Source organism: Domibacillus indicus, assembly GCF_023715895.1.
Lineage (GTDB): Bacteria > Bacillota > Bacilli > Bacillales > Domibacillaceae > Domibacillus > Domibacillus indicus_A.
The window spans coordinates 19418-45266 of the sequence record NZ_JAMBOO010000032.1; the positions used below are offsets into that span (position 1 = coordinate 19418).

The window sequence follows — 25849 nt, forward strand, 5'->3', positions numbered from 1 at the left end:
AGAGAATCCGGCCCGGCTGCAGCACTTTCCGGCCCTGATTCTTATTTTTCGGCCTAAAAAAGAACTAAGCCTTTACTTATAGTTACATTTTCATGTAAATGCAAAAAAAGATAGAAAACGAGCTTAAGTTCGGTGAGAATCCTCCGATATAAAGATAGGCAGTTAGACTGCTTTAATTTGAAAAGGCAAATCTGTAGAAATGCAGAGACGCAAAGCTATAGGGGCTAAGCCGTTTTGGTATGCCAGCCAGCTGCCAGGGAGGAAATTCATCATGAAGAAAGCTGCAGCTAGTTTGTTAGCCACTGGGTTGCTTGTTGCTTCTTTTGGTCCTAATGCTGCGTTTGCGGCGCAGGAAGAGGAACAAAATGTCATTGTCATTTTTGATGAGAAAGTAGATAAAAAGGCGATTGCACAGGCGGAAGGGGAAATTGACCAGACGTTTAAGCAGCTGCCGATCGCTTCTGTGACACTTCCAGCAGATGAAGTGAAAGAGCTGAAGCAAGATAAAGATGTGGTCCGTGTAGAAAAAGATATTACCGTTCACGCATCAGCCGACACACTGGATTGGGGTATTGGCGCCACCAATGTACCGGTTTCCTGGAATGCAGGGTTTACGGGCAGGGGTGTAAAAATAGCTGTTGTAGATACAGGAGTGGCCGCACATTCGGATTTAGCAATTGCAGGCGGGGCATCTTTTGTTTCATATACAACGTCCTATCAGGATGATAACGGGCACGGCACACACGTAGCCGGCATTATTGGAGCTGAGAACAACGGCTTTGGCACAAAAGGGGTTGCACCGGATGCAGATGTGTATGCGGTTAAATCATTAGAAAAAAGCGGTTCAGGCAGTTTGTCGAGCATTTTAGCCGGCATTGACTGGGCCATTACAAATAAAATGGATATTATCAACTTAAGTCTTGGCACGCAAACTAATTCGGCCGCTTTCCAGGCACTGGTCGATAAAGCATATGCGAGCGGCATTTTGGTCGTAGCAGCGGCAGGAAATGATGGATCGGTTTCTGGAACAGATGACACCGTTGATTATCCGGCACGTTATGACTCGGCGATTGCTGTTGGCGCTGTAGACTCTTCTTTGAAACGTGCGTCCTTTTCTTCCACTGGAAGCACGGTTGAAATTGCTGCGCCGGGACAAAGCATTGTTTCTACTTATCTGAATAACGGATATGCGCGCATGAGCGGTACATCGATGGCCGCACCGTACGTATCCGGTGAGCTTGCGCTGTTAAAGCAGGCAAATCCGACATCCGATGCAGTGCGCCTTCGGGCGATTTTAAAAGATACAAGCAAGGATTTGGGCACAGCGGGAAGAGATCCGTGGTTTGGCTATGGATTAATGCAGGCGCCAGCGAGTGCCGCCGCGCAAACCGTTCAATCCGCTCCAGCTGTAAGCCCGACAGTTTCCAGCCTCACAGTCAGTACTACTTCGGTTTCAGCGCTGCCAGGTGAAACAAAAGCAGTTACGCTTACAGCTTCTTATACGGATGGGGCGAAAGCGGACCGTACAAAAGAGGCCGAGTGGACATCAAGCAATCCAGCTGTCGCCACCGTTGAAGGCGGCGTTATTACGGTCCGCCAGTTCGGTAAAGCAGTGATCAGTTCAACGGACGGCGGTAAAACGGCAAAGGTATCCGTTGATGCGACGGTACGGTCTCTTACAGCCAGCACAACGCTTATTGCAGGAAAGCCTCAGGACACAAAAGCGGTTCGGTTAACGGCTATACGTGCAGATGGAAGCAAAGTGGATATTACGGAAGCGGCGCAGTGGAAAACGGCTAATAGTAAAGTAGCGACCGTTAACCGTGGAATCATCACGATTCAAAACTATGGCAAAACAACCGTTTCCGGACTATACGGAGGCAAAACGGTGAATATCACGGTAGACGCCAGCGTGCGCAGCTTAAGTGTCAGCACAAAACGTGTAGCCGGAAAACCGGGAACGGTGCAAAAAGTAGCCGTTACGGCTCTTCTGTCCAGCGGGCAGCGTGTAGATGTAACGCCGCTTGTTACATGGAAGGTACTGAATCAAAAAGTTGCAAACGTATCAGGCGGAGTGGTTTCCATTTCGCAGTATGGCAGAACGTATGCCGCGCCCGTTTTTATGGGGAAAACGGTGAATATTTTAATTGAAAGCAAAAAATAAACCATCATCGCTGTTGTGAAGAAAGCAGTGGAAGCCCGGCCGCCAAGTGCCGGGTTTTTTTATTGAAAGCAAATTTCTTTTTAAATGAATATGTCAACTGAACGGTCATAAAATCTGACAATATACATTTTTCAGAAAATGCTTGTAAAAGGTGTTTCGATTAATTTAAGATGGAAGTGTCAAATAAATATACGCGGATGACGGCTGAGGGAGAGTGCATACATGCCGCCGACGGAGCAAGTTTCAAAAGCCTTGAAACGAATCTCTCAGGTACAAGGACCTCAATCGGACGCAGCTCTGGAGAGAGCATGGCGCATAGTCATGCCACCAAAGGGGAAAATCCAGCTTGGATTAAGCTCTCAGGTAAACGGACAGAGAAAAGGATCATACCTTTTCTCTGTCTTTTTTTTGGACCAAAACGATCAACGGGGGTGCTGGAAGGATGGAATGGAAGAAAACACCGCTTTTTGCTGAATACGAAAAATACGGCGCCAAAGTCATTGATTTTGGCGGCTGGGCACTGCCAGTGCAGTTTTCAGGTATATTGGCCGAGCATAAGGCGGTAAGAAGCCATGCCGGGCTGTTCGATGTATCGCACATGGGAGAAGTGCTGGTAGAAGGCCGAGGAGCGGAAAAGTACTTAAACCGCCTTCTCACCAATGATGTGACGCTGCTTCAGGCAGGAGGCGCCCAATATACCGCCATGTGCTATGAAGACGGCGGGACAGTCGATGATTTGCTTGTGTATAAGAAGTCAGATGATGCCTTTATGCTTGTGATAAACGCCGCCAATATCGAGAAAGACATTGAATGGATGAAACAGCATCTCGCAGAAGAAGTGACCATCACCAATCTATCAGATGAAACGGCGCTTTTGGCTGTGCAGGGGCCGGCTTCAGCCCAAATGCTTCAGCCGCTTACGGACACGGATCTTTCCGCTATCCGCCCGTTTCGTTTTGTAGACTCTGCTTTTGTCGGTGGTGTGGAAGGCGTGCTTATCTCCCGCACCGGCTATACAGGGGAAGACGGGTTTGAATTGTATGTGCCGGCGGAAGGAGCCGTTTCCCTCTGGCAGCGGCTGGCCAGTGAAGGGATTCCTTTATGCGGCCTTGGTGCGCGGGATACGCTACGCTTAGAAGCACGGCTTCCGCTTTATGGCCAGGAGCTGACAAAAGAAATCAGCCCGCTTGAAGCAGGTATTGGCTTTGCTGTTAAAACAGCGAAAGAAGCGGCCTTTATCGGACAGGAAGCATTGAAAAAACAAAAAGAAACGGGACTTTCGCGCAAAACGGTCGGGATTGAAATGATCGACCGGGGCATCCCGAGAACCGGGTACCGCATTTTATCTGAAATGGGCGAGCCAATAGGGGTGGTGACATCCGGCACCCATTCGCCAACGCTCCAAAAGCCGATCGGCCTCGCGCTTGTTCAAACAGATTTCTCAGGTGCTGGCACTAAATTTTTCGTAGAGATCCGCGGGAAAAGGGCAGAAGCCATCGTTGTCCAAACGCCATTTTATAAAAGGGAGAGAAACGCATGACATCCACATTCCGCTACTTGCCTGATACAGACCAGGATAGAAAAGAGATGCTGTCGTTTTTAAACGTTTCATCTATAGACGAACTGTTTTCTGATATGCCAGCGTCCATCCGCCTTGACGGGGAGCTTGCCATTCCGGATGCACTGCCGGAGCCGGCTCTATGGAAAAAGATGAAAAACATGGCGCGCCAAAATATAGAGCTGCCTTTGTTTCTTGGAGCCGGCACCTATGATCATTACATTCCGAGTGTGGTCGGCCATATGATCTCCCGTTCGGAATTTTACACTGCATACACGCCATACCAGCCGGAAATTTCCCAGGGTGAGCTGCAGGCTATTTTTGAATTTCAAACAATGGTGTGTGAGCTGACAGGAATGGATGTAGCCAATTCATCGATGTATGACGGCTTTACCGCTCTTGCAGAAGCCGCATCGCTCGCAGTCGGGCATACGAAAAGAGGGAAAGTGGTTGTGTCCTGCGCTGTTCATCCGGAATCCCGCGCTATTTTGCAAACGGTGGCAGCCGGTCCGGGCTATGTGGTAGAGGAAGCCGCTCTTTCCAAAGACATAACGGATCTTGATGCGCTGGGCGAACAAGTGGATGGCGACACAGCGGCGGTTATTGTACAATACCCAAACTTTTTCGGATCGATTGAGGATTTACAGGAAGTAAAAAGAATCGCAAAAGCGCACGGTGCCCTTCTGATTGTGAGCGCCAACCCGCTGGCACTTGGCCTGCTCCAGTCACCGGGCCGGCTTGGGGCCGATATTGTCGTCGGCGATATGCAGCCGCTTGGTATTCCGATGGCGTTCGGCGGACCGCATTGCGGCTACTTTGCCGTCACAAAGCCATTGATGCGCAAAGTGCCGGGCCGGATCGTCGGCCAGACAACCGATGAAAATGGAAACCGGGGCTTTGTCCTGACGCTGCAGGCTCGCGAGCAGCATATTCGCCGTGAAAAAGCGATGTCCAACATTTGCTCGAACCAGGCGCTGAACGCGCTGGCCTCGGCTGTTTGTATGGCAGCCCTTGGCAAAAACGGCCTGCGGGAGATGGCTGTCTTGAATCTGGAAAAAGCCGATTATGCCTGTAAGCTGCTGCAGCAAAAAGGTTTTTCCATACTTAATCAGTCACCCTTTTTCAATGAATTTGTCGTCCAGCTGCCGAAGCCCGTTGCGGACGTTCAAGACGCACTGATTGACGCGGGATTTATTGGCGGCTTTGATTTAGGACCGGACTATGGAGAACCGAATGGGATGCTGGTCGCAGTGACCGAGCAGCGGACAAAGGAAGAGATTGAGGCATTTATTCATGCACTGGAGGGGATTGTGCAATGACTACCTACACAGATCTTATTTTCGAAATCAGCCGACCGGGACGCATCGGCTGCAGCCTGCCGGAACGAGACGTAGACGCGGTAAACCTATCGGAGAAGCTGCCCGCACATCTTATCCGCGGGGAAGCACCGGAACTGCCGGAAGTTTCAGAACTGCAGCTCGTTCGCCATTACACGGCCCTGTCGAATAAAAACCATGGTGTGGACAACGGCTTTTACCCGCTGGGCTCCTGTACGATGAAGTACAATCCGAAAATCAACGAAGATGTAGCAAAGCTTGACGGCTTCAGCCGCATTCATCCATACCAGCCGGAAGCAACCGTGCAGGGAGCGCTTGAGCTTTTGTATGAGCTGCAGGAGGATCTGGCGGTGATCACCGGCATGGATGCTGTCACGCTCCAGCCGTCTGCCGGTGCCCAGGGAGAATGGGCCGGACTGATGATGGTAAAAGCGTACCATAAGCAAAGAGGAGAAAAGCGGACGAAGGTGCTTGTGCCGGATTCCGCTCACGGTACGAACCCGGCCAGCGCAACGGTTGCCGGCTTCCGTACGGTGACCATTCCGTCTAACGAACATGGCCTTGTTGATGTGGAAGAGCTGAAAAAGCATGTGGATGATGACACGGCAGCTCTGATGCTCACGAACCCGAACACACTCGGCTTGTTTGAAAAGGACATTGTCGAAATTGCCCGTGTGATTCATGAAGCGGGCGGTCTGCTTTATTATGACGGAGCCAATGCAAATGCGATTTTAGGCAAGACGACGCCCGGGAAAATGGGATTCGATATCGTCCACTTAAATCTTCATAAAACCTTTACGACACCGCACGGCGGAGGAGGACCGGGTGCAGGACCGGTCGGCGTGAAAGAAAAGCTTATTCCTTTCCTCCCGGTACCGCGTGTGGAGAAAACAAACGGCCGCTTTCTGTTAAATAGGGAGGAGCCTTTGTCCATTGGGCGGGTGAAAGGCTATTATGGCAACTTCGGCATTCTCGTGCGTGCTTATACGTATATTCGGACGATGGGGCCTGATGGGCTGCGCCAGGTATCGGAAAGTGCGGTGCTGCATGCAAACTACTTGCGAAAAAAGCTGGAACCATACTTTGTGTCGCCGTACGAGCAGGTCAGCAAGCATGAGTTTGTCTTATCGGGTTCCAAGCAGAAAAAGCTTGGTGTCCGGACACTCGATATAGCGAAACGGCTGCTTGATTTCGGCTATCATCCACCGACTATTTATTTCCCGCTTAATGTAGAGGAATGCTTGATGATTGAACCGACTGAAACAGAATCAAAAGAAACGCTGGATGCTTTTGCGGACGTGATGATCCGCATAGCCCGTGAGGTAGAAGAAGATCCGGAAACAGTGCTGAATGCACCGCATACAACGGTTATCGGCCGGCTTGATGAAGTGAAAGCAGCGCGGAAGCCGGTCGTCCGCTACGAGCGGGAAACGGTTCAGTCATGAACATCGTGCTGACGGATGCCGCCCGCCGGCAGCTGCTCGCCTCCTCACCAGCTGAAGGACATGTGCCAAGAATTGATGCGGAGATGTCTGGCGGATGCGGCGTCTCCGTCCGCTTTTCTCTTGTCTGGGAGGAACCGCGGCGCGGGGATACGGTTATTCCGCTTGGCGATGATTTGTTTCTTCATCTGGACCGCTTTACAGAAAGATATTTAGAAGAACATACTTTAGTAGATTACCGCGAGACGGACGGATTTATTTTTGGAGATAGATTTGATTCAAGCTGTACAACATAAGAGATGGCATAAGCTATCTCTTTTTTTTATACCGATTACAGAATGTCAGGTTGTTAATCTTGCTGCAAATGCCCGATTATTTGTAGGTCTATCTTCCTCTTTTTTATTTTTTGAGATTGAAAACGCTTTCTATTGGATATATATATGTAGTTAACATCCTTATGAAAGAAGGTGGCTTTAATGGGGGAAAGAGCATGGCCGTTTCATTCATTTACAAGCGTTATTCAACCAAAGCAAAGTTCAGAAGATATTTACGGGAAAGAATATGTCTATTCGCCGAAACTGTTTTCGCATGATTATGAGCACTTTGGCGGCGATTTGCTTAGTTTAGAAGCGTTAACTGGACGAGAATTGAGCGTGGCTGGAGAAATGCCGGTCATCTGCCATGAAGGTGCTGTAACCCCTGGAGCCGTCCGTCTGCTTGAAAAAGCAGGACTAAGGCTGCCATCTGTTCGTTATACGTATCGTAATGATCAAGAATATGTATCTATTTTAAATAAATTATCTTTACAAGGAAAAAAAGTCATTTTCCAATATCCACATCCACCAGAGGACGCCCCCGCTTCTCTTTACTGGGTAGATCCGTCTGTTATTGCGTATTTAAGCGATAAACGAAGTATTCCGGCACTTGTACCAGCCGAGCATGTTCCGCCAAGACGGATGGTCAGCTTAGAGGAGCTGCTTGAGGACACACCGACTATGCCATTTGTTTTGAAAACAGGAGATGGACGCCCAACCTCCGGCGGCTGCGGTGTGCTTTTAATTGAAGAAAAGCAGCAGCTTTACGAGATTAGTGAAGATTTTGGGGATTTATCTACGATCATTTTAGAAGAGTTCATTGATTATGACCGTAATTTCGGTTTTCATTACGTGGCCGACCAGGACGGGCGCGTGCGTTTTTTAGGCAAATCTGAGCAGGTGGTCAATGAGGATAATTGCTTCCGTGGCAGCTGGGTCAGCACAAACGCTGAACCGTTCGAGCGTGTGGTGGAAGCAGGTCTTCGGGTAATGGAAAACATTGCAGCAACAGGCTACGTTGGAGTTGCCGGCTTTGATGTGCTGATGCGCGGTGATGACTTTTATTTTATAGACTTAAATGTTCGTTTTAACGCTTCCTCGTGTGCCCTTATGCTGCATGAAGAGGTGTTGAATGTATATGGGAAACCGACGATTCGTTTGTCTTCTCTGGAATGGGATGGGCCATTCAATGAAGGGCTTGCTGTCGTGGAAAAATACATGGATCTTGAACAGTTTGTGCCGCTCAGCCTGCTTGATGCCGCTTATGTAGAAGGCGCTGTCGGATCTTCTAAAGTGATTGGCCTTGTCATGGGCCGTGATGAAAGAGAAGTAGAATCGATTTTAATGCATATGGAAAAGGACCGTTTAACAAGACGGGAATAACTTAAAAAGCTGCTCCGAAAGGGGCAGCTTTTTAAGCAAAATAGCTAGTTGATAAATGAGTTTGTATGTAGTTAAAGAAAAAATTGTGTAATGTTTAGAAATACTCATTAATATGATGAAAATCTAGCTAGCAGATGATCAAATAGCTGTAATAAAAAGAGAAATAAGCTCATATACTATTTTGCATGATTGAAAGAGGAAGGAGAAAGCAGCTAGTGTTTACAGGTTATTTTCGCAACGGAAATAGTAGAGAGGAGCAGACAGATGGAATGGGAAGCTGACATAGACCAGGATTGGATGGAATTAATGCAGAAAGCAAAAGACATTGACCTTGAGGTGAAAGAAGTCCAGCTTTTTTTATGGTCTCAATCGAAAAAAGGGCCATTTCAACGCAGCAGCAAAAAGCAGCAGATCATTTTAAATATTCTTAGTCATTCATTGTCTCTTTAATAAATTATATACGATCAAACTCATTATAAAGAACAAACAAAAGGAAGCAATATTGCCCGTTAACTACATTTTTTTGCCTAATACATATAGTACAAAATCGTTCTTTTGAAAGAGCGAAAAAAGAAGAGGGTCCTTTTATATTTTGCTCAAAACTACCTTAATGTTTGCGGGTTAAAAGGTTGTAAACAAAGCATAAGTAATAAAAGACAAAAGAAACAAAGAAGATTTAATCAGCCTGCCAGCCACCTCATCTATTGTTTATTAAGTATAGGTATGTAGAAATATTGGTATATTGCTTGATTTAAGAATGGATCAACAAAAAAATTAGCTAATGGGAGACAAAGGACACTTATCGAGTGGGAAGGACAAAGTTACAGATCCTAAAACGATTTCGCTCGGATGTCTGTACTGCCGGATGCGGGAAGTAAAACAGTTGGGCTTATCAATTCAAGAAATTCATAGATTTCTGCAAGCAGCACAGCAGCAAGAAACGAAAGAAAGTTAACACATACAATTCCAGGCCCGCACATATGATAAAAGCAGCTGCTCTATAAAGAGTCAGCTGCTTTTTTATCGGACAAGCAAGCGCACACTAGTTCATTTTCTGCCGTTTTCGAAACGCAAGAAACTCTTTGAACTGCTCCTTGCTGACACCCGATTGCATGGCTTCCCGGGCCAGCATTCTCCATTCTTCGTTTAGTTCTTCTTCAATCGGCAGGCCGTGATGGTTGATTAGCTGGTGAACGGACACGTCAAGCTCTTTGGCTATTTTTTGCAAAATCCCAATCGACGGGTTTGTTTGGATCCCCCGTTCAACAGATGAAATATAAGATGTTGTGATGCCACAGCGGCTGGCCAGTTCAGTTAAAGACCATTCTTTTTTTAAACGAAAAGAGCGAATGCTCTCGCCAATCGACATGTGTATCTCCTGCCTTCTTTCATATTTTTAAGTTTGATCTGTATAAAAAATGAATACAGAATCAGTTGCTAAATTCATTTTACCATATATGGATATAATTGTATAATTGTCCGGGTTATAGTTAGACATTTCTTTCCTACTCATGTATTCTATTCATTTATCAATGGTTTCCACAGCTGGACATGTTCACAACGAGGTGGTTTAGTGAAAAAAGTAATGCGTGTTGCCGTTTTAATTGTGATTGGCGCTATTATTTTTAATTTTTCATCCCAGACCTATGAGGAGCAGTCGCTCGTACCATTGCTTGAACGGCTGCTTCCGGGAGAGCCATTTGCCGGGATTCTTGCGCCTATCGAAGTATCATACTGGGGAACTCCTATTTCTATTGAAGCGAAAGGGTATTATTACTTTCTTGAATTTTTTATTCGGAAATTTGCACACCTTTTCTTGTTTGGCTGCTTAGCCGCGGCGCTGTTTCATGTACTGGCGCTGGCCCGTCCAAGACGAATTTGGCCCGTGTTCTGCCTGTCTCTTGCCGGAACGGCTTTGTACGCGCTACTCGATGAGTATCATCAGCTGTTAACAGGAGGACGGACGCCGATGTTAAAAGATGTAGGGCTTGATATGGTCGGCGCGTTCTTTGCGCTTGTTTTATCAGCATTTTTTTATAAAATCCGAAAACGAAAAGAAAAAAACCGGCTCCCTTAACGGAGCCGGTTTTAGAATGTAGACAAGTTATATTGATGACCGTGCACATGAATGGGATGGATCGGCGGCGTCCAGGCAGCTCCGCTTTCCATGGGGCAGGCGCTGAGCCCGACTTTGCCTGGCGGCTTCACCGGTCTCAGCTTCCCGCTAGTCCCATAGGAGTCTGCGCTGCCCTCCCGCCGCCAAGTGGCTTGCAACGAGATTGTAAAGAGCTAATAAGGTCGTATTCTTCCGTTTGAAAAAGAGAAAATGTCTATTCGACCCTTACTTATTGGTCTTCCACAACACTCAGTGAAGTCTGCCGGACGAAGACTCCTGCGGGAAGTACAGTGAGTCGAGAGACCCCGCAGGCGCAGCCGAGGAGGCTCCCGCACTGCCCGTGGAAAGCGCAGTCCGGGAGGCTTCACTTATCGGCCCTTTTTTAAAAGCGAAAGACTTTGTCTACAAGCTAAAACCGGCTCTTTTAACAGAGCCGGTTTTTAAAATGCGGTTTTTTAAAATGAGTTTTTTTCTTCGTACTCTGCACGGAGTGTATTGTAAAAGTGAGCATATGTGACGCTTATATAGGGAGCGATCCATAAAAAGCCGATAAAAAGTGTGACAATACCGAGCAAAATCCAGCCGATAAAGGAAAGGCCAAGAACCAATGCTTCGGCTTTATGGCCATCCATCATCCGGCGTGATTTTGTGATCGCCTGAAGAGGAGACAGCCCCGGTTCATCACGCAAAATATAATAGGTCAGCATATAAGAAAAAGATTTAATAATGCCAGGCACAATGAATAGAAGAGTCCATAAAAATAAGAACAGTCCCTGAAGAATCACGACAAGAATGCTTTTGCCAAACATCGTTTTGTATGGCTCAATTAAATGCCCGAAGCCAATTTTTTTGCCGCGTGACAGATCCACCCATGCCCATACCAGGCCAATGGAAACAGGAAGGAGAAGAACAGAAAGCAAAAGGATCAACGGATCTTTCCATGTAAACTCATACTCGTCAGGATTTAAGACCAGATCAGGCGCACTGAACAAAAGAGTGGCCACCACAAAAAGACCTATCGCTATCAGCCAGTTCCCGCGAAGAGAGTCACGTGCTTTTGCCCTTAATTTACTGTAATACATTGAGATTCCACCTTTCTTCTTTTCCTACGTACAACCATGCAAAAAGTTTCACGTTGTTTGAAAAATAAGCCATTTTTTCATCTTGACCCTTATAAAAATGTGTCGTATGTTGGAAAGCATGAAAGAAAAATCAAAAGGAGAATGTGGATTGGAAAATCGAAATTTAGTGTATCCGAAAGAAACTCTTTACTTTATTATATGCTGCTTGGTGAGTATAGGATTTTATGTGGCATTATTTTTTTCTCTCATTCTAATTCCGATTGCGGCCGGCTTGTTTTTGCTGTCTTTATTTTTTCACGCTGTGATGATCGGTTCTATTCGGGGGAATGGCGTAAAAGTAAGCAAAGAGCAATTTCCGGACGTATATGAGCGGATTGATGCACTGTCGCTTGAAATGCGGCTGCCAAGAACTCCGGATGTGTATATTATCCAGTCGGAAGGGGCGTTAAATGCCTTTGCCACACGCTTTTTCGGCCGGGACGTCGTTGTTCTTTATTCAGAAGTGTTTGAATTGGCCCGCCAGCAGGGAGAAAAAGAGCTGGACTTTATCATTGCGCATGAGCTGGCCCATATTAAACGGCGTCATTTGTGGAAAAGCTGGCTGACCCTGCCGGCTGCGTGGGTTCCCTTTTTAAGCAATGCCTACTCGCGTGCAGCGGAATATACGTGTGACCGCTACGCTGCTCATTTTATTGAAGACGGTGAAGCGGCCAAGCGCGCCTTAACGATTTTAGGTGTTGGAAAAATACTGTACACTGAAGTAAATGAAGAAGCGTACGTGAAACAAATCAAACAGGAAACAAATCCATTCGTCTGGCTGGCCGAGAAGCTTTCTACGCACCCGGCACTGCCGAAAAGAATCCAGCAGGTCGGCCAGTTTTTGCGCCTGCCGACAGCCACGGATTACCGTACCCCAAAAGGAAAAGTTGTTGTCGGTGCTGGTGTGCTCACAGTTGCCAGTATTGCTTTAGCGGCTGGAGGAGCGTATGCGGTTGAGAAAATGGACACATCGGGCTGGTTTTCCGACCTGGCAGAAGAAGCTCTTATGGAAGAAGACATAGCAGCGGATGAAGAAATTACGGGTGAGACGGATGTGATGCTTGCAGCCCTGTCAGGGGATACCTCTTCTCTCGAGCGCTTGATCGACGAAGGAGCGGATATTCACGCGTTAAACAGTAATGGCGAAACAGCACTTCATTATGCCACTGGCAACGGGCAGCTTGAAACGGCTGAAATGCTTTTAGAAGCAGGAGCAGACCCGAACCTAGAGGATGATGCAGCCTATACACCGCTTTGGAATGCCTATGAAATGGGGAATCCGGACATGGCCCGCCTGCTGATCCGATATGGAGCAGATCCAAACCAGGAAGACATGTTTGGAGAAACGGTGCGGGAAGTGGCGGAAAGTGAAGGGGACAACGCCTTTTTAACCATCTTTAACGAGGAGAAGCCGGATGCCAGCCTTGTTAATTGATGCAGACGGCTGTCCAGTTGTAGACCGGGCCTGCCAGGCAGCAAAAGAATACGGCCTGCCGGTTGTGTTGATTTGCGACACCTCTCACGAAATGACCCGGCCCGGCGCAGAAACGATTATCGTTTCAAAGGGAGCAGACGCCGTTGATTTTGTGCTGGTGAACCGGGTTCAAAAGGGAGATGTGGTTGTCACACAGGATTATGGCCTGGCTGCCATGGTACTGGCCCGCCAAGGATATGCGATCGACCAGAACGGCCGTGAATATACGCCGGAGAACATCGACCAGCTTTTGCTTAGCCGCCATACAGCAAAAAAAATCCGTCAGGCAGGCGGGCGGTTAAAAGGTCCGTCCAAAAGACAGGAAAAAGACAATGAACGCTTTTCGAACGAATTAGCCGTTCTTCTTCATCGTATTATGAATAAATAAAAAGCAGCGGGCCTCTGAACCGCTGCTTTTATTTATTCATCCGCTTGTTTTTTCCACTTTTGAAAAGCTAAAAATTCCCGGAATTGCTCTTTGCTGATGCCCGATTCCATTGCTTCTTTCACCAGGTGAACCCATTCCTCATCGATCGAACCCAGGGACTGGTGCGGCTCAGTGATCAGAGACTCCACGGATACGTCCAGAACCGCCGCAATTTTTGACAAAAATTGAATAGAAGGATTTATTTGCAAGCCCCGCTCTACCGAAGAAAGATATGATTTTGCTACGGCTGCCCGCAAAGCCAGTTCGGTCAGGGAAAGCTTTTTTTCCATGCGCAACTTTCGGATACGTTCTCCAATCGACATCCTATCACCCTTATTCGTGTTTTCCTCTTTATTTTTAAATAGTATCAAAGAATCCGCTTCAATAATACAGATGAACAAAAAAAGCACAAAATTTAGTAACCGGGAAGGGAAGTGCTGTTCATCAGAAGCGGAGAATACCCACAAAAAGAGCCGCGCCGGTTTAGTCTGCGGCTGCGGCTAGTTTTCGCTTATAGACCATTTTGGACAGGGACACGCTTACTTCGTACAGCAGGATAAGCGGAATTATGACCAGAACGTCTGATAAAAAGTCAGGCGGCGTAATTAAAATCGAGACGACAATCAGGGCAAAGTACGCGAATTTACGCGTTTTTTGCAGGTTATATGGATTTAAAATGCCAAGACTTGTTAAAAACATCATAACGACCGGCATTTCAAATAAAACGCCAAATGGCAATGTCATATGAAGCAGAAATTTAAAATATTTTTCAGTTGTAAAAAAAGTAGCAAACAAGTCGCCTGACAGTGACATTAAAAACGACAGGACAATAGGAAACAGGACGAAATAACCGAAGGAAAGGCCGGCTATAAACAAGAAAAACAGCGCCGGAACATAGGTAACAGTCACTTTTCTCTCGGTTGGTGACAGGGCTGGCCGAACGAACAGCCATGTTTGGTGGGCTGCGACCGGTATGGTTGCCGCACCGGCTATAACTGCCGCGATCATCACATACACCATAATAATGTCGCTTGGACCGAGCAGCGCAAGCTTAAACGGGAGATCTTTTACGATGTACGCGTAGATATCCTGCACGAATGTAAAGGATACAATGAAAAAAACGAGAAATGAGGCAACGGTAATAATAAGCCGTTTACGCATTTCTTCAAAATGCTCAAGTGCTTTCATATTTTGATCTTCCACGATAGGACCTCCAAAAAAAGCCGCCCCGCAGCAGGCGGGGACAGCCGAAATGGTTAAACCAATGTTTTTTCTTTTTTCTTTTCCGTTTTTTCTTCGTCATCCGAGACAAGTTCACGGGTGGATTTTTTAAATTCTTTCAGTGTCGAGCCGAATGCACGGCCGATTTCCGGCAGCTTAGACGGTCCAAAAATAATTAATGCGATGACGAGGATTAAAACTAATCCGGGTACTCCGATATTTTGCAGCATAAAACATCCTCCTTAATATTTAAATCCAGTAATCGCCACAACAGAAGGGCGAGGCTGGTTGTCGCCTTTACGGTGCGGCCACATGCTCGTTGGATTGTTGATATCTTCTGTTTCTTCGCCCGGGTGCTGAACGGCAAGGAACAGCGTTGTTTCATCGTCTGTAAAGCAAGGTCCTGTTAATTCCGCGTCAATTGGCGCAGATGCAAACTGGTAGGCTTCACCCATTGCTGCCCCGCTTGTTGGAATAACGAAGACGCCGTTGTTTTTAAATGTTTCAAAAACACCTTTGTTCATTGAACCTGAAGACATATCTGTTACAGTCCAAAGGTTGCCTTCGCTGTCGAATGTTAAGTTATCCGGTGCGCTGAATCCGCTTTGGCGTCCGCCGCAGGCGAAAATTTCAAAGTCGAATGTTAATGAACCAAGGTCATCGTTTGTTTCAAGGAAACGGGTAATGTGACCGTGAATATTGCCGTGTTTTGCATTGTTTGTGTGTGCAATAAATACAGACTTGTCAAACGGACTGATTTCCACGTCTTCTGGACGGTCTGTTGGTGTTGCTCCTAAAAGAATCGCTGCATCATGAGCGTGAACAAGGACATCAGCCTGCGTCTGGAATTTAGCAAGAATATCTGCATTTCCTTTTGCAGCCGCCCGGACTGCTTCAATGGTTAAAGCAACCCAAGTTCCTTTGCCCAAGTTTGCTGCATACAGTGTACCTTCTTCAAGCAAGTCGGAATTCGCTTGCTTGCGAGATTCAACATATTTGTTTTTGCTAATGAATTTGTAAACACATGCATCTTGTTTGTCGTCACCCATATAAACAGCGATACGTCCGTCATTTGTTAAGCCCATTGCCGCGTTTTCATGGTGGAAACGGCCAAGCGCAGTGTGCTTGCGCGGTGCGAAGTTCGGATCAAATGGGTCTACCTCAAGGATCCAGCCGTAATGCGTTTCATTTAAAGAAGCGGCCTCTGATGTGGATTCATAGTTTTCTTCTGCAGACAAAACCGTGTTCCAAAGTGTTTTTCCGCCGGAGCAGTTTGCAAACGTACCCTGAACAATATCTACACTGCCGACTGCTTTTGATCCGCGAGCAGGACCTGTTAAACGGAATGGTGTCAATCCGGAAATCCGGCGGGCATATTTTGATGACGTATCCATTTTCCATACGCCTTCTTCATCCTGACGAATTTCAATAATGGAACCGCCTTGGTTATATAGAAGCTTTTGAATTTGAGAAGCGGAATATTTACCGTTTACCGGAGCGCCTGTTACCCACAGGTCACTTGTATATTCATGGTTAACCCAGAGAAGACCATGCTGATTCGATCCATCAATTGGGAAAAACATGGTGAAGTCATTGTTGTAACCAAATGTGTCGCCAGATTTATTAATAACGTCTCCGTAAGATGCAATTACATCGTATTTATAGCCGCGCGGCAGAACAAGCTCGTCTTTTCCGGATGCTTCAATTGGCGTGAACTTTACGCCCGATACTTTTTTCTTGCGTCCGAACAAATGAGAAGCAGCTTTTGTCCCTTCTGCCTGTGTTTTCGGCGCGAATGCACCCAGCCCAGCAGATGCAACGGTTAAAGCGGTAACCCCTGTACCGACATAAGTTAAAAATTTTCGTCTGTTTAAGTCTTGCGACATTACTGAACCCACCTTTATGTATTTTTGTTCCCCAGAGCTATGGTAGTAAAAAAGTATGAAGTGAATGTAGAAAATTTGTGTGAATTATGTAAAAGATTATTAAGTTTGTAAAAAAATTTGAAACTATTTCCTTTTTGTTTCGTAGAAAGAAGCAAAGAGGTGATCGATAAATGAAAGTATTTATTGGATCTATTATAGTGCTTCTTCTGATTGGGGCAGGCATTTGGCTTATGTTGTCGCCTATGTTTAACAAAGTGGGGGAGACAGCAGACAAAGTAAAGAACAGGTTGAAGGAGGAAGAACATGGAGAAACTGATACCGAAAAAGAAAAGTAAGGGCCCAAACAAGAAGGTATTGGGCGGTTCGCTTGTTGCTTTGGCACTTATTCTCGGTTTAGCTCTTTTATCGATGTTTATTGAAAAAATTCCAAATGGCTACGTAGGGGTCGTGTACAGCCCGAACGGCGGTGTGCAGGAGGATACACTGGGGCAGGGATGGCATGTTGTCGGCTTATTTGATAAAGTGACGATTTATCCGGTCCGCATGCAGACCGTAAACTATAAAGATATACAAGTGGCCACATCTGACGGTAAAAGCGTAACCGTTGATTTCGCCTATAACTACAGCATCCAGCCGGATAAAGTAGTAGATGTGTTTAACCAGTTCGGCCCGATTGAAGTAGAGCAGATTGAAGATTCGTATTTGCGTACGCGCTTATGGGATGCAGGCCGAAAAGGCATTGCCAAATACTCGGTTATTGACACATATGGAGAAAAGTCATCGGAAGCGGCAGTCGATGTACAAACGCTGTTTGCGGAGGATATTAAAGATTTAGGATTTGTTGTTGATAATATGACATTAGGTGTACCAAAGCCGGATAAATCCACCCAGGCAGCGATTGACAAACGGGTAGAAGCCGCCCAGGAGCTTGAAAGAAAACAAATTGAGCTAAAGATAGCGGAAGCGGAAGCGCAGAAAAAGAAAATTGAAGCGCAGGGTATTGCCGAGTACAACCAGATTATTAAAGAGTCCATTTCACAGGAAGTCATTCAAAACAAATGGATTGAAAAATGGGATGGTGTGATGCCGAAAGCAACCGGATCAAACCAGTTAATTTCCATCCCGCTGGACGAAGGAGCCTCCAGCCAGCCATAAGCCAAAAGGGTCTTACTGTTTACAGTAAGACCCTTTTTTTTTGAAAAATCGTTCATGGTTTTTGTTTTCTTTTATGGTAAAATTGCCTAGTAACGATAAGTGAAGAGAGCTGGAGGAAAGAAAAAATGAAAAAATGGTTAATGCTGCTCACGGCGTTGTTTGTAGTCATTGGTATCATGCAGCCTGCCCAGGCCGCGGCAGAAACAGCTTTTTATACAAAATCCGCGGTTGCACACACAGATGGAACCACTACACCGGTTTATGCATTGAATGAACCGATGACCCTTCAAATTGACTGGGTGTACAGTGGAAAAGAGCCTGCTCTGTATAAAGTGCCGACTCCTTTTTACATTAGTAAGGACGGAGAAGAGCCGCTGAAAACATCGTCTGGGGAAACGATTGGAACATTAAAGATGAACGCTGCGGACAATACGGCTATCGCTGTGCTGGAGGAAGATGTACAGTCAGGTGTAAAAGGAACTGCCAACGTTCCAGTGGTATTCAAGGAAGACAAGCTGGCGAAAATAGGCGCCTACGGTGTAGCTTTTCCGACCGGCGAACAGCTTTCCTTTACGATTACGGAGGAAGCAGCGGGAGCCATCAAAATGGTGGCACTGGATGCCAAGTCAAAAGAAAAGCTGGCTGGTGCTTCGTTCACGATTGTAAATGAGGGAGGAAAAGTAGTCGCTTCGCTCAAGACGAATGCAGAGGGAGAAGCATCGGTGCCTAACCTGCCGTTCGGTACATACACGGTCACTCAAACAGCAGCGCCTGATGGCTACGCGGTTCCGCTGGAGCCCTGGAAGCTGGATTTGAACACCGTCCTTGTGACAAAAGAAATTATGCATGAAAAGTCTACAGGATTAACGGGAGCTTTAAACATTACAGCTGTTGAGAAAGGAACGGCTGTACCGATTGCCGGAGCTGAATTTGAGCTCAAAACAGAAAATGGCCTTTATTCAAAAAAAGTAGTGACGGATGCGAAAGGAAAAGCTTCGCTAACCGGTCTTTCCTATGGCACTTACGAGCTGACTCAAACAAAAACAGACAGTGACTATGTGCTGCCGACGGAGTCCTGGACAGTGACGATCGGCCGTCAGACGCCGGTGGAACAAAAAGTGGAAAACAGCCTTGTGAATGCCTATGGCACCTTAAAGGTTACGCTGACAGATGCTTCATCCGGGGCGGAGCTTAAGGGAGCGGAATTTTCTCTTTATGATGAAGAAAAGGAGCTCGTTTCCAAGGTTGTAACAGATGACAACGGAGTTGCTTCTTTTACAAGTTTAAAGGCCGGAAGCTATAAATTGGAAGAAACCGATGCACCAGATGGTTATACACGCTCAACGGGCCAAACAGATGTCACGATCAAAAGCGGTGAAACAGTGGATATAGAAATGGAGAATACAAAAACGGCGGAGGCTTCTTCCACAACAACCTCTGTGAAAACAAAAGCAGCTGGAACCGAAACGCTTCCACAAACCGGAGATGAATCGGATGCTCTGTATCTGTTTGCTGGTGTGCTGCTTGCAGCGGGTGCCTGGCTGCTGATGAGAAAAGGAAAACGTGCGTGAAGATAAGACAGGTTATCGGTGTGCTTTGTATTCTGACAGCGATTGTGCTGATCGGGGCTCCTTTTTTAAAGTATGAACTGCTTGAAGCCAAATCGAGCCATGTAACGGCGCAATCACTGACACCGGAAAAAATCGAGCAAAACAACAAGAAGCCTGCAGAGTTTGATATGGAATCTATTGAACCGCCCTCTGTTATGGATACAGTCGTAAAGGAAGCCAAAGCAGACGAAGAATCGGTTGTCGGCCAAATCCGGATTCCCTCGGTAAACTTGGATCTGCCCATTTTAAAAGGGACGACGAACGAAAATTTAATGGCCGGCGCCACAACAATGCGGGAAAATCAATGGATGGGTGTTGGCAATTATCCGCTTGCCGGGCATCACATGAACCGGGAAGATCTCCTGTTTAGCCCCGTTTTGAAGGTGAAAAAAGGCGACCTCATTTATGTAACGGATTTAACGTATGAATATACGTACAGCGTCACTAAAACAGAAGTAGTGCATGAAAGCCGAACAGATGTGATAGAGAATACAATTGAACCGAACATCACACTGGTCACTTGCTATAATTCTGACGATCGTACAAAGCGGTTTATTGTAACCGGAGAATTAAAGGAAACACATGAATATAAAAAATAAAGGCGCCTTTTATAGGTGCCTTTATTTTTTTTTGAACAAAAAAGAATGTAATAGTAAATTTTATGATTACATGTTGCATTTTTCCAGTAGTTCTGTATTATTTATGTTAGTACAGTTAATACGGTTTGGGGAAAAAGGAGGACGGCGATGTTTACGATTGACACGAGAAGCCGTGTGCCGATATACGAGCAGCTCACAGAAAAAATAAAAGAATTAATCATTCGCGATGTCATGAAGGCAGACGAGCAGCTGCCATCAGTCCGTACGCTGGCGCAGGAATTAACCATTAATCCAAATACAATCCAAAAAGCGTATCGGGAGCTTGAGCGGGAAGGGTTTATTTACTCTATTCCGGGCAAAGGAAGCTTCGTGTCGCCGGTTAAAAACGAAATCAATAAGGAGCGGGTGGAGATGCTGAAACACGAACTTGAACGGATCGTCGGGGAGATTTTGTACCTCGGCGTGCCGAAGGATGAAGTGATCAAGCTGATTGAAACGATACAGGAGCCGGAAAGGGGAGCAGACAAAAATGATTAAAGCGGATCATCTGTCAAAGCGGTTTGGCCGTTTTGAAGCCGTAAAGGATGTACAGATGCATGTGAAAAAAGGATCGATTTATGGGCTGCTTGGCTCCAATGGTGCCGGAAAAACGACACTGCTCAAAATGCTGTCCGGTATTATGAGAGCTGATCAGGGCAGCGCTGTAATCGAAGAAAAATCGATTTTTGAACAGCCGGAAGTAAAAAAACGGATCCTGTTTATCCCGGACCAGCCATACTTCTTTCATCAAACTTCTCTGCTTCAAATGGCTCACTTTTATGCAGCGGTTTATGACCGGTGGAATGAAGAACGATTTCAACAGCTGTATCATCATTTTAATCTCAACCCAAAAGCAAAGCTTTCACGTATGTCTAAAGGGATGCAGCGCCAGGCCGCTTTTATTTTAACGCTCTCGGCCATGCCGGATGCGCTTATTTTGGACGAGCCTTTTGATGGGCTGGACCCAGTTGTGCGCCAGCAGGTTAAAAATCTTTTGATTCAAGATGTCAGCAGCCGTTCTATGACGGTTCTTGTTTCCTCACACAACCTGCGGGAAATGGAAGACTTTTGTGATGCCGTCGGTGTTATGCATAAAGGAAGCCTTTTGTATGAGCGTGATTTAGAGGAACTGAAAACCGATGTGAGCAAGCTGCAGGTGGCATTTAAAAAGATGCCGGACGAGTCGTTCATTAAAGGCATGGATGTGATGCATTATGAGAAACGGGGCCGGGTGCTGACCTGTATTGTTCGCGGAAATGAGGGAGACATTGACCGGCACGTACGATCTTATGAACCAGCTATTTACGACGTGCTGCCGTTAACACTTGAAGAAATTTTTACGTACGAAATGGGGAGTGTCGGCTATGAAATCCGGAATCTTATCGTTTAATAAAGGGCTGTTTCTGCAGCATGTGCGCTCTGTGTTATGGATCGGCCTGTTTTTTCTTTTGTCACAGGTTGTCCTGCTGCCGCTTGGCATCTTTGTCATTCTTCGGGATGAATGGAGCGTCAAATCGTTTTTAGAAACAAGCAACGGCAATGTCCTGCTTACAATTTCTTTTTCGATTCAATATATAACGTATATGGTGTTCCCGGTTTTAGCGGGTATTGTGTTAACGAGCTATATGACCAAAAAAAGCTCGTCCGATTTTATGCACGGCCTGCCGTTTAAGCGCGAAACGCTGCTGACACACGTATATGCAGCAGGGGCTGCCGCTCTTGGCCTGCCTATTCTGGTGAACGCTGTGATTTTGCTGGCGATACGGCCGATGGTAAAGCCGATTGATTATACAGTGGCAAACATTGCGGAATGGGCGGGTGTTTCCCTGTTTGTCGTTTTGTTTATGTTTATGACCACTGTTTTAATTGGCTTGTTTATTGGTCCGGCAATTTTACAGGGGGTCATGGCTTACGGCGTATTTGTATTGCCGGCTGCGCTTGTTTACATGACGCTGACCAATGCCCGGTATTTTATCAACGGGCTGGCCGTGGATGCTTATGCGTCTAAAATTATGGAAGACGGCATTTTCTTAGTCCGGGCTGCGAGCTACGAAACCCGCCCGTTTACCGGCACAGAGTGGGCGGTCTACCTGGTCATTGGAGTGGTCATGGTGGCCGTTTCTTACTATGTATATAAAGTGCGGCCTGCCGAAGCGGTAGATGAAACGATCGTATTTCCGTTTTTTAGATGGGCATTTATTTTCGTTTTAACGTTTGCAGCGACGCTGATTGGCGGTATGTATTTTGCGGAGCTTCTTGGTGCCACATCCGGATGGATGATTGCCGGTTATGTGATTGGGGCTGCTGCCGGTTATACACTGCTGCAGATGATTGTGCAAAAGTCGCTGCGGCTTACATGGCCCTGGAAGGGATTTGTTTTCTATGCCCTGCTCGTTTTAATTTTGCTGCTGCCGGGAGCACTGTTTGCCCGGTCATACGAAAAAGCGATTCCAAATGTGAATGATATTGAAAAGGTGTATATTGGCGATCAGGCAGAGCCGTTTTCAGGCCTGTTTTATGAGGAAGTGCAGAACAAGCTGAAAAAAGCGGATGCTGGATTTATGACAGACGGGTATTCTATTGAGCAGGGGCGACAGGTGCACCAAAAACTGATCGATGTTCAAAGTGAACACCCTGGTTTAAATGGCTACTCTATCTATATTACGTATAAGATGAAAGACGGGAGCCGGGTACTGCGTCAGTATTCTGTATCAGCAACTGAAGCAGACAAAGCGACAAAGGAACTGCGAAAAAATGTCGAGTTTATTAAAGCATCGACGCCTATTTTTGCCCTGGCGCCAGAAGCTGCGATCAATTACCTAACGGTTTTTAACGACGTAACCCAAATTCAAATGGCAAATGTCGCGGAAAAGAAAGCCGTTGAAGCGATTCGCGCAGCGATTGAAAGCGATCTGTTGTCAGGAGAAGCGGATATGTTCAGCGCGAACCGCAATGCAATTGCCGGATCGATCGATTTTTGGGCAGGGAAAGAAAATGGCGTCAGTTTGTACAGCAACGTTCATTTGGATGATGAGCATACGATTGCTGCCATCCGGAAATATGTTCCAAACGGTGAGGCATTCGCTTCTGCTTCAAATGTCGATAAAGCGTTCGTCGTGAACGCAGCAAGCGAGGAAGAAAAGGAAAAGCTGAGTCAATTTATTTGGAACAATGAAGGTCAGGAGCCGGACTGGAGTAAAATGCCGCTGAAGTACAAACAGGTAACAAGTAAGGAGGAAATCCAGCAGCTGCTGAACCCGGCCTCTCTGACTAGAGATGGAGATCAGATGCTTGTGATTAAATGGAAGGGCGGAACTGAGCACACCATTATTTCAGCAGCTGGTTTAAAATAAGAACGATAAAAGCAGCCGCGCGTTATGCGGCTGCTTTCCTTTATTGGTTTAATAGAGTTTTCCAGGATTCAGCGTGATGAACAGCAACCTGGCAGCCGCATTCATTTTCGAGTGTTTCCAGCTCTTTCTCGAAGTAGGCGGCGCTTTTTCCGAAAAACGAAATGCCTCCTGCTTCCGGGTTTGCAATCGTCTCCACAGCAATCGATACGTTCTTTTCGAGCAAACGACCAAGCGCACGCTCTTTGGCCGAAACATCCATAACTTTCTCGGCACTGTCGCGGTACGCCATAATCACTGTATAATCCGTATGCTGAATCACAAACTCTGCTAACGTTCCTCCGGTAGAAGCGGACACTTCATCGTACCAAAAAGGAATATCAGCTCCGAGTGTCCAGCCGCTGTCTGCTGCCCGCTTAATCAGCCTTTCGTACCGATAAACCGCCTTTTTCTGATCAGTTTTCCATTCACTGGACAAATATGGTTCAATATCAAGGTGAATACCGTCCCAATCCAGCGGACGTATCCGGCGCAAAAAGGTGTCCAGATCTTTCTCCGTATATTCGGGTGATCCATCGAGCGCGTGAACCCGCATACCCTGCTCGTGCGCTTTCTCAATAAAAGATTGATAGACGAAATCTGAAACAGAAGCATCGATTTGCACATATACATCTTTCACACTTTGTTTCTCAAAGAAGGACAGCATTTCTGTTGAATCTTTGAGCGTATGGGCATCCCATATCCATGTGGCTCTTTCTTTTTTCGACAATTCGTACCCTCCCCATAAAAGTAGAAGGAAGGCCAGGAGTATTCCGCCAAACACGAACATGCGCATGAAAAATCCGCCACCCTATCATGAATGTAGTTGCAATGAGTATAACAAACAGTGAACTTCTTTTTCATTTGAAGGAACGATTCATTTTCCGCTGGATTCTCAACACTTTTCCGATATAATAGAAAAGATGCATTTTCAGGTTTACACAATTCTTTTACTATAAAATATGATAGTATAAAAATCTACGAAATTGGAAGGAAAGAGGACTTTTCAACATGAAGAATGAGAAGACATTTTGGCTGCTGGCCCTGGCTTTTATTATTTGGCAGCCGGTTATTGATGTGCTCACAAGCGCATCGCTGCTGCTGCTTAACATTAGTTTAACTGTCGGTGTAATTGTTCGCGTGCTGTTTATGGCCGCTATCGTATTGATGCTGTTATGGAAAGCGCGGCGAAGCGGGCTGGCAAGGAAGTACATTCTTTATTTACTAGCCGTTGCGGCCGTCATTGCTATTAACATTGTGCTGAATATGAACGTAAAAGATCCTTACTACCTTGGGAGCGAATTAAAGTTTTTCAATAAGATTGTGTACTTCCCAATCCTGTTTACGGGCTTTAGCGTTCTGTACCTTTATTTAAAGCGGGAGCAAGTGCCGTTTAAAGAAAAAACCACTTCTTATTTCTTGTACGCCTCGCTGATCATCAGTGCCGTGTTTCTTGTTTCCTTTGCAACAGGAACAAGCCTGTCCAATTACTCCCATACGAAAATCGGCTTTACCGGCTGGTTTTATGCCGGAAATGAAATTGGTGCCATCATGGCGATCATTCTTCCGGTGACGGCCCTTTACGCAATTGAGAAAACAAATCGTGTAAAAGAGTGGCGTTATTGGATTCCATTTGTGCTGCTGGCTGTTTCGATGCAGTTTCTTGGAACGAAAGTTGGGTACGGCGGTATCGTCGTTGTGCTGCTGGCTGCTTTTTTCTCTATGCTCATTTTGTATTTCACCAAAGAGCGTTCAGGAAAAACGCGTTCTAATATGCTCATTTCGCTAGTGCTCATTGCTGTGCTCGCTGTGACAACACCGGTTACGCCTGTGTTTCATAACATGTTTGCACACTTAAGTTTATTAAACATCGACTTTAGCAAAGAAAAAGAAAAAGAGATTGATCCAGATACAGGCGAAGAACTGCCAGAAGATGAGCAGGAGGAAGAAGAGCCTGAGATTACAAATGAACAAGTGCAGAATCTTGTATTCAGCAGCCGGGAAAAATATTTAGCTGAGATGAAAGACCAGTTTGCCGAAGCGCCGGTTTCACAAAAGCTTTTCGGTATGGGATTTGCCGGAAACTATGAAGAACCGGAACCAGGCAAAACACCGAGAATGATTGAGATGGACTTTTTTGATCTCTTTTTCTCACTCGGTATCGTCGGCTTCCTGACCATGATGTCATTGCCGCTTTACTATGCGATCCGTTTTGTGATTCACTTTATCCGAAACATTAAACAAACCTTCACGCCGGTTAACATTATGTATGGAGTTGCCTTTATCCTTGGAATTGGGATTAGTGCAACGGCAGGGCATGTGTTAACGGCTCCTGCCGTCTCTATCTATGTAGCAGCCGTTATGGCACTGCTTATGGTGCAAGAAGGCATTATAAAAGAATAAAAGAGCAAGAAAACCGCCCCGGCTGATGTCGAGGGCACTGAAAAAGTCTAGATAGTTTTAACCAAACCAGGTATTCGACGATTCAATCGTCGAATACCTGGTTTTTTTCATTTATAATAAATTCAATACATACAGGTGGTGCTTCCAATGATTTCAAATCAAGAAACACTTATACTAAGCCCGTTTGCGGCGATTTACGATATCGTTGTGC

The 25849-nt window shown here is 46.1% G+C and carries 25 protein-coding genes and 3 riboswitches; of the genes, 18 read left to right on the plus strand and 7 right to left on the minus strand.

What is annotated here, in order from left to right; translation table 11 throughout:
- Nucleotides 1-174: 174 nt before the first annotated feature.
- Nucleotides 175-258: riboswitch (cyclic di-GMP riboswitch) on the plus strand.
- Nucleotides 259-271: 13 nt separating this feature from the next.
- The 7 genes from M3221_RS23090 to M3221_RS23120 all read left to right on the plus strand — a co-directional run bounded on the left by M3221_RS23090 (nucleotide 272) and on the right by M3221_RS23120 (nucleotide 8648).
- Nucleotides 272-2164: a S8 family peptidase gene (locus tag M3221_RS23090; RefSeq protein ID WP_251274248.1), complete on the plus strand. Its 1893-nt coding sequence runs from the start codon at nucleotides 272-274 to the stop codon at nucleotides 2162-2164.
- Between the two features lie 197 nt (nucleotides 2165-2361).
- A riboswitch (glycine riboswitch) is annotated at nucleotides 2362-2456 on the plus strand.
- A 3-nt stretch (nucleotides 2457-2459) separates the two neighbouring features.
- A riboswitch (glycine riboswitch) is annotated at nucleotides 2460-2541 on the plus strand.
- A gap of 65 nt (nucleotides 2542-2606) precedes the next feature.
- The gene (gene gcvT / locus M3221_RS23095; protein ID WP_251274250.1) at nucleotides 2607-3704 is read left to right on the plus strand and encodes a glycine cleavage system aminomethyltransferase GcvT; all 1098 of its coding nucleotides are present in this window, start codon (nucleotides 2607-2609) and stop codon (nucleotides 3702-3704) included.
- Complete coding sequence (gene gcvPA / locus M3221_RS23100) at nucleotides 3701-5041, plus strand: aminomethyl-transferring glycine dehydrogenase subunit GcvPA (protein ID WP_251274252.1); 1341 nt, start codon at nucleotides 3701-3703, stop codon at nucleotides 5039-5041. Before gcvT ends, gcvPA begins: the two co-directional genes overlap by 4 nt.
- The gene (gene gcvPB, locus M3221_RS23105) at nucleotides 5038-6504 is read left to right on the plus strand and encodes an aminomethyl-transferring glycine dehydrogenase subunit GcvPB (protein WP_251274258.1); all 1467 of its coding nucleotides are present in this window, start codon (nucleotides 5038-5040) and stop codon (nucleotides 6502-6504) included. Before gcvPA ends, gcvPB begins: the two co-directional genes overlap by 4 nt.
- Nucleotides 6501-6797 (plus strand): iron-sulfur cluster biosynthesis family protein, encoded by a 297-nt coding sequence (locus tag M3221_RS23110; protein WP_251274260.1) that lies wholly within the window; start codon nucleotides 6501-6503, stop codon nucleotides 6795-6797. Before gcvPB ends, M3221_RS23110 begins: the two co-directional genes overlap by 4 nt.
- Before the next feature lie 180 nt (nucleotides 6798-6977).
- A complete protein-coding gene (locus M3221_RS23115; RefSeq protein WP_251274262.1) occupies nucleotides 6978-8198 on the plus strand; it encodes an ATP-grasp domain-containing protein in 1221 nt (406 codons plus the stop codon).
- A gap of 264 nt (nucleotides 8199-8462) precedes the next feature.
- Complete coding sequence (locus tag M3221_RS23120) at nucleotides 8463-8648, plus strand: hypothetical protein (RefSeq protein WP_251274264.1); 186 nt, start codon at nucleotides 8463-8465, stop codon at nucleotides 8646-8648.
- A gap of 592 nt (nucleotides 8649-9240) precedes the next feature.
- On the opposite strand, the gene M3221_RS23125 is transcribed toward M3221_RS23120, so the two are convergent.
- Nucleotides 9241-9567: a helix-turn-helix domain-containing protein gene (locus M3221_RS23125; protein WP_251274266.1), complete on the minus strand. Its 327-nt coding sequence runs from the start codon at nucleotides 9565-9567 to the stop codon at nucleotides 9241-9243.
- Nucleotides 9568-9771: 204 nt separating this feature from the next.
- On the opposite strand from M3221_RS23125, the gene M3221_RS23130 reads away from it, so the two are divergent.
- Nucleotides 9772-10275 carry a VanZ family protein gene (locus tag M3221_RS23130; RefSeq protein ID WP_251274268.1) on the plus strand — a complete coding sequence of 168 codons (504 nt, stop codon included), beginning with the start codon at nucleotides 9772-9774 and terminating at the stop codon, nucleotides 10273-10275.
- Nucleotides 10276-10769: 494 nt separating this feature from the next.
- Here M3221_RS23130 and M3221_RS23135 read toward each other — a convergent pair whose 3' ends face one another.
- Nucleotides 10770-11396, minus strand: coding sequence for a DUF975 family protein (locus M3221_RS23135; protein ID WP_251274271.1), 627 nt, complete (start codon nucleotides 11394-11396; stop codon nucleotides 10770-10772).
- Between the two features lie 148 nt (nucleotides 11397-11544).
- Between M3221_RS23135 and M3221_RS23140 the strand changes: the two genes are divergently transcribed.
- Nucleotides 11545-12870: a M48 family metallopeptidase gene (locus M3221_RS23140; RefSeq protein ID WP_251274274.1), complete on the plus strand. Its 1326-nt coding sequence runs from the start codon at nucleotides 11545-11547 to the stop codon at nucleotides 12868-12870.
- Nucleotides 12851-13297 carry a YaiI/YqxD family protein gene (locus M3221_RS23145; protein ID WP_251274276.1) on the plus strand — a complete coding sequence of 149 codons (447 nt, stop codon included), beginning with the start codon at nucleotides 12851-12853 and terminating at the stop codon, nucleotides 13295-13297. The genes M3221_RS23140 and M3221_RS23145 overlap by 20 nt, the downstream gene beginning before the upstream one ends.
- Nucleotides 13298-13329: 32 nt before the next feature.
- On the opposite strand, the gene M3221_RS23150 is transcribed toward M3221_RS23145, so the two are convergent.
- The 4 genes from M3221_RS23150 to M3221_RS23165 form a co-directional block, all read right to left on the minus strand.
- A complete protein-coding gene (locus M3221_RS23150; protein WP_251274287.1) occupies nucleotides 13330-13659 on the minus strand; it encodes a helix-turn-helix domain-containing protein in 330 nt (109 codons plus the stop codon).
- A gap of 160 nt (nucleotides 13660-13819) precedes the next feature.
- A complete protein-coding gene (tatC, locus tag M3221_RS23155) occupies nucleotides 13820-14524 on the minus strand; it encodes a twin-arginine translocase subunit TatC (RefSeq protein WP_285881955.1) in 705 nt (234 codons plus the stop codon).
- A gap of 68 nt (nucleotides 14525-14592) precedes the next feature.
- Complete coding sequence (locus tag M3221_RS23160) at nucleotides 14593-14787, minus strand: twin-arginine translocase TatA/TatE family subunit (RefSeq protein ID WP_251274307.1); 195 nt, start codon at nucleotides 14785-14787, stop codon at nucleotides 14593-14595.
- A gap of 12 nt (nucleotides 14788-14799) precedes the next feature.
- Complete coding sequence (locus M3221_RS23165) at nucleotides 14800-16443, minus strand: PhoX family protein (protein WP_251274309.1); 1644 nt, start codon at nucleotides 16441-16443, stop codon at nucleotides 14800-14802.
- A gap of 170 nt (nucleotides 16444-16613) precedes the next feature.
- Here M3221_RS23165 and M3221_RS23170 point away from each other — a divergent pair, with 170 nt between their 5' ends.
- The 7 genes from M3221_RS23170 (at nucleotide 16614) to M3221_RS23200 (ending at nucleotide 23199) form a co-directional block, all read left to right on the plus strand.
- Nucleotides 16614-16778 carry a hypothetical protein gene (locus tag M3221_RS23170; protein ID WP_242231970.1) on the plus strand — a complete coding sequence of 55 codons (165 nt, stop codon included), beginning with the start codon at nucleotides 16614-16616 and terminating at the stop codon, nucleotides 16776-16778.
- Nucleotides 16747-17598, plus strand: a complete 852-nt coding sequence (locus tag M3221_RS23175; RefSeq protein WP_251274311.1) for a prohibitin family protein — start codon at nucleotides 16747-16749, stop codon at nucleotides 17596-17598. The genes M3221_RS23170 and M3221_RS23175 overlap by 32 nt, the downstream gene beginning before the upstream one ends.
- Before the next feature lie 125 nt (nucleotides 17599-17723).
- Nucleotides 17724-19169 carry a SpaA isopeptide-forming pilin-related protein gene (locus M3221_RS23180; protein WP_251274313.1) on the plus strand — a complete coding sequence of 482 codons (1446 nt, stop codon included), beginning with the start codon at nucleotides 17724-17726 and terminating at the stop codon, nucleotides 19167-19169.
- Complete coding sequence (locus M3221_RS23185) at nucleotides 19166-19807, plus strand: class A sortase (protein WP_251274315.1); 642 nt, start codon at nucleotides 19166-19168, stop codon at nucleotides 19805-19807. Before M3221_RS23180 ends, M3221_RS23185 begins: the two co-directional genes overlap by 4 nt.
- 147 nt (nucleotides 19808-19954) lie before the next feature.
- Nucleotides 19955-20344 (plus strand): GntR family transcriptional regulator, encoded by a 390-nt coding sequence (locus M3221_RS23190; protein WP_251274324.1) that lies wholly within the window; start codon nucleotides 19955-19957, stop codon nucleotides 20342-20344.
- The gene (locus tag M3221_RS23195) at nucleotides 20337-21236 is read left to right on the plus strand and encodes an ABC transporter ATP-binding protein (RefSeq protein ID WP_251274327.1); all 900 of its coding nucleotides are present in this window, start codon (nucleotides 20337-20339) and stop codon (nucleotides 21234-21236) included. Before M3221_RS23190 ends, M3221_RS23195 begins: the two co-directional genes overlap by 8 nt.
- On the plus strand, nucleotides 21211-23199 hold the full coding sequence (locus M3221_RS23200; protein ID WP_251274329.1) for a hypothetical protein: 1989 nt from the start codon (nucleotides 21211-21213) through the stop codon (nucleotides 23197-23199). The genes M3221_RS23195 and M3221_RS23200 overlap by 26 nt, the downstream gene beginning before the upstream one ends.
- A gap of 40 nt (nucleotides 23200-23239) precedes the next feature.
- Here the strand turns inward: M3221_RS23200 and M3221_RS23205 are convergent, their stop codons facing one another.
- Nucleotides 23240-23965 (minus strand): hypothetical protein, encoded by a 726-nt coding sequence (locus M3221_RS23205; protein WP_251274331.1) that lies wholly within the window; start codon nucleotides 23963-23965, stop codon nucleotides 23240-23242.
- A gap of 281 nt (nucleotides 23966-24246) precedes the next feature.
- Here M3221_RS23205 and M3221_RS23210 point away from each other — a divergent pair, with 281 nt between their 5' ends.
- Complete coding sequence (locus M3221_RS23210; protein WP_251274333.1) at nucleotides 24247-25638, plus strand: O-antigen ligase family protein; 1392 nt, start codon at nucleotides 24247-24249, stop codon at nucleotides 25636-25638.
- Nucleotides 25639-25849: the final 211 nt, after the last annotated feature.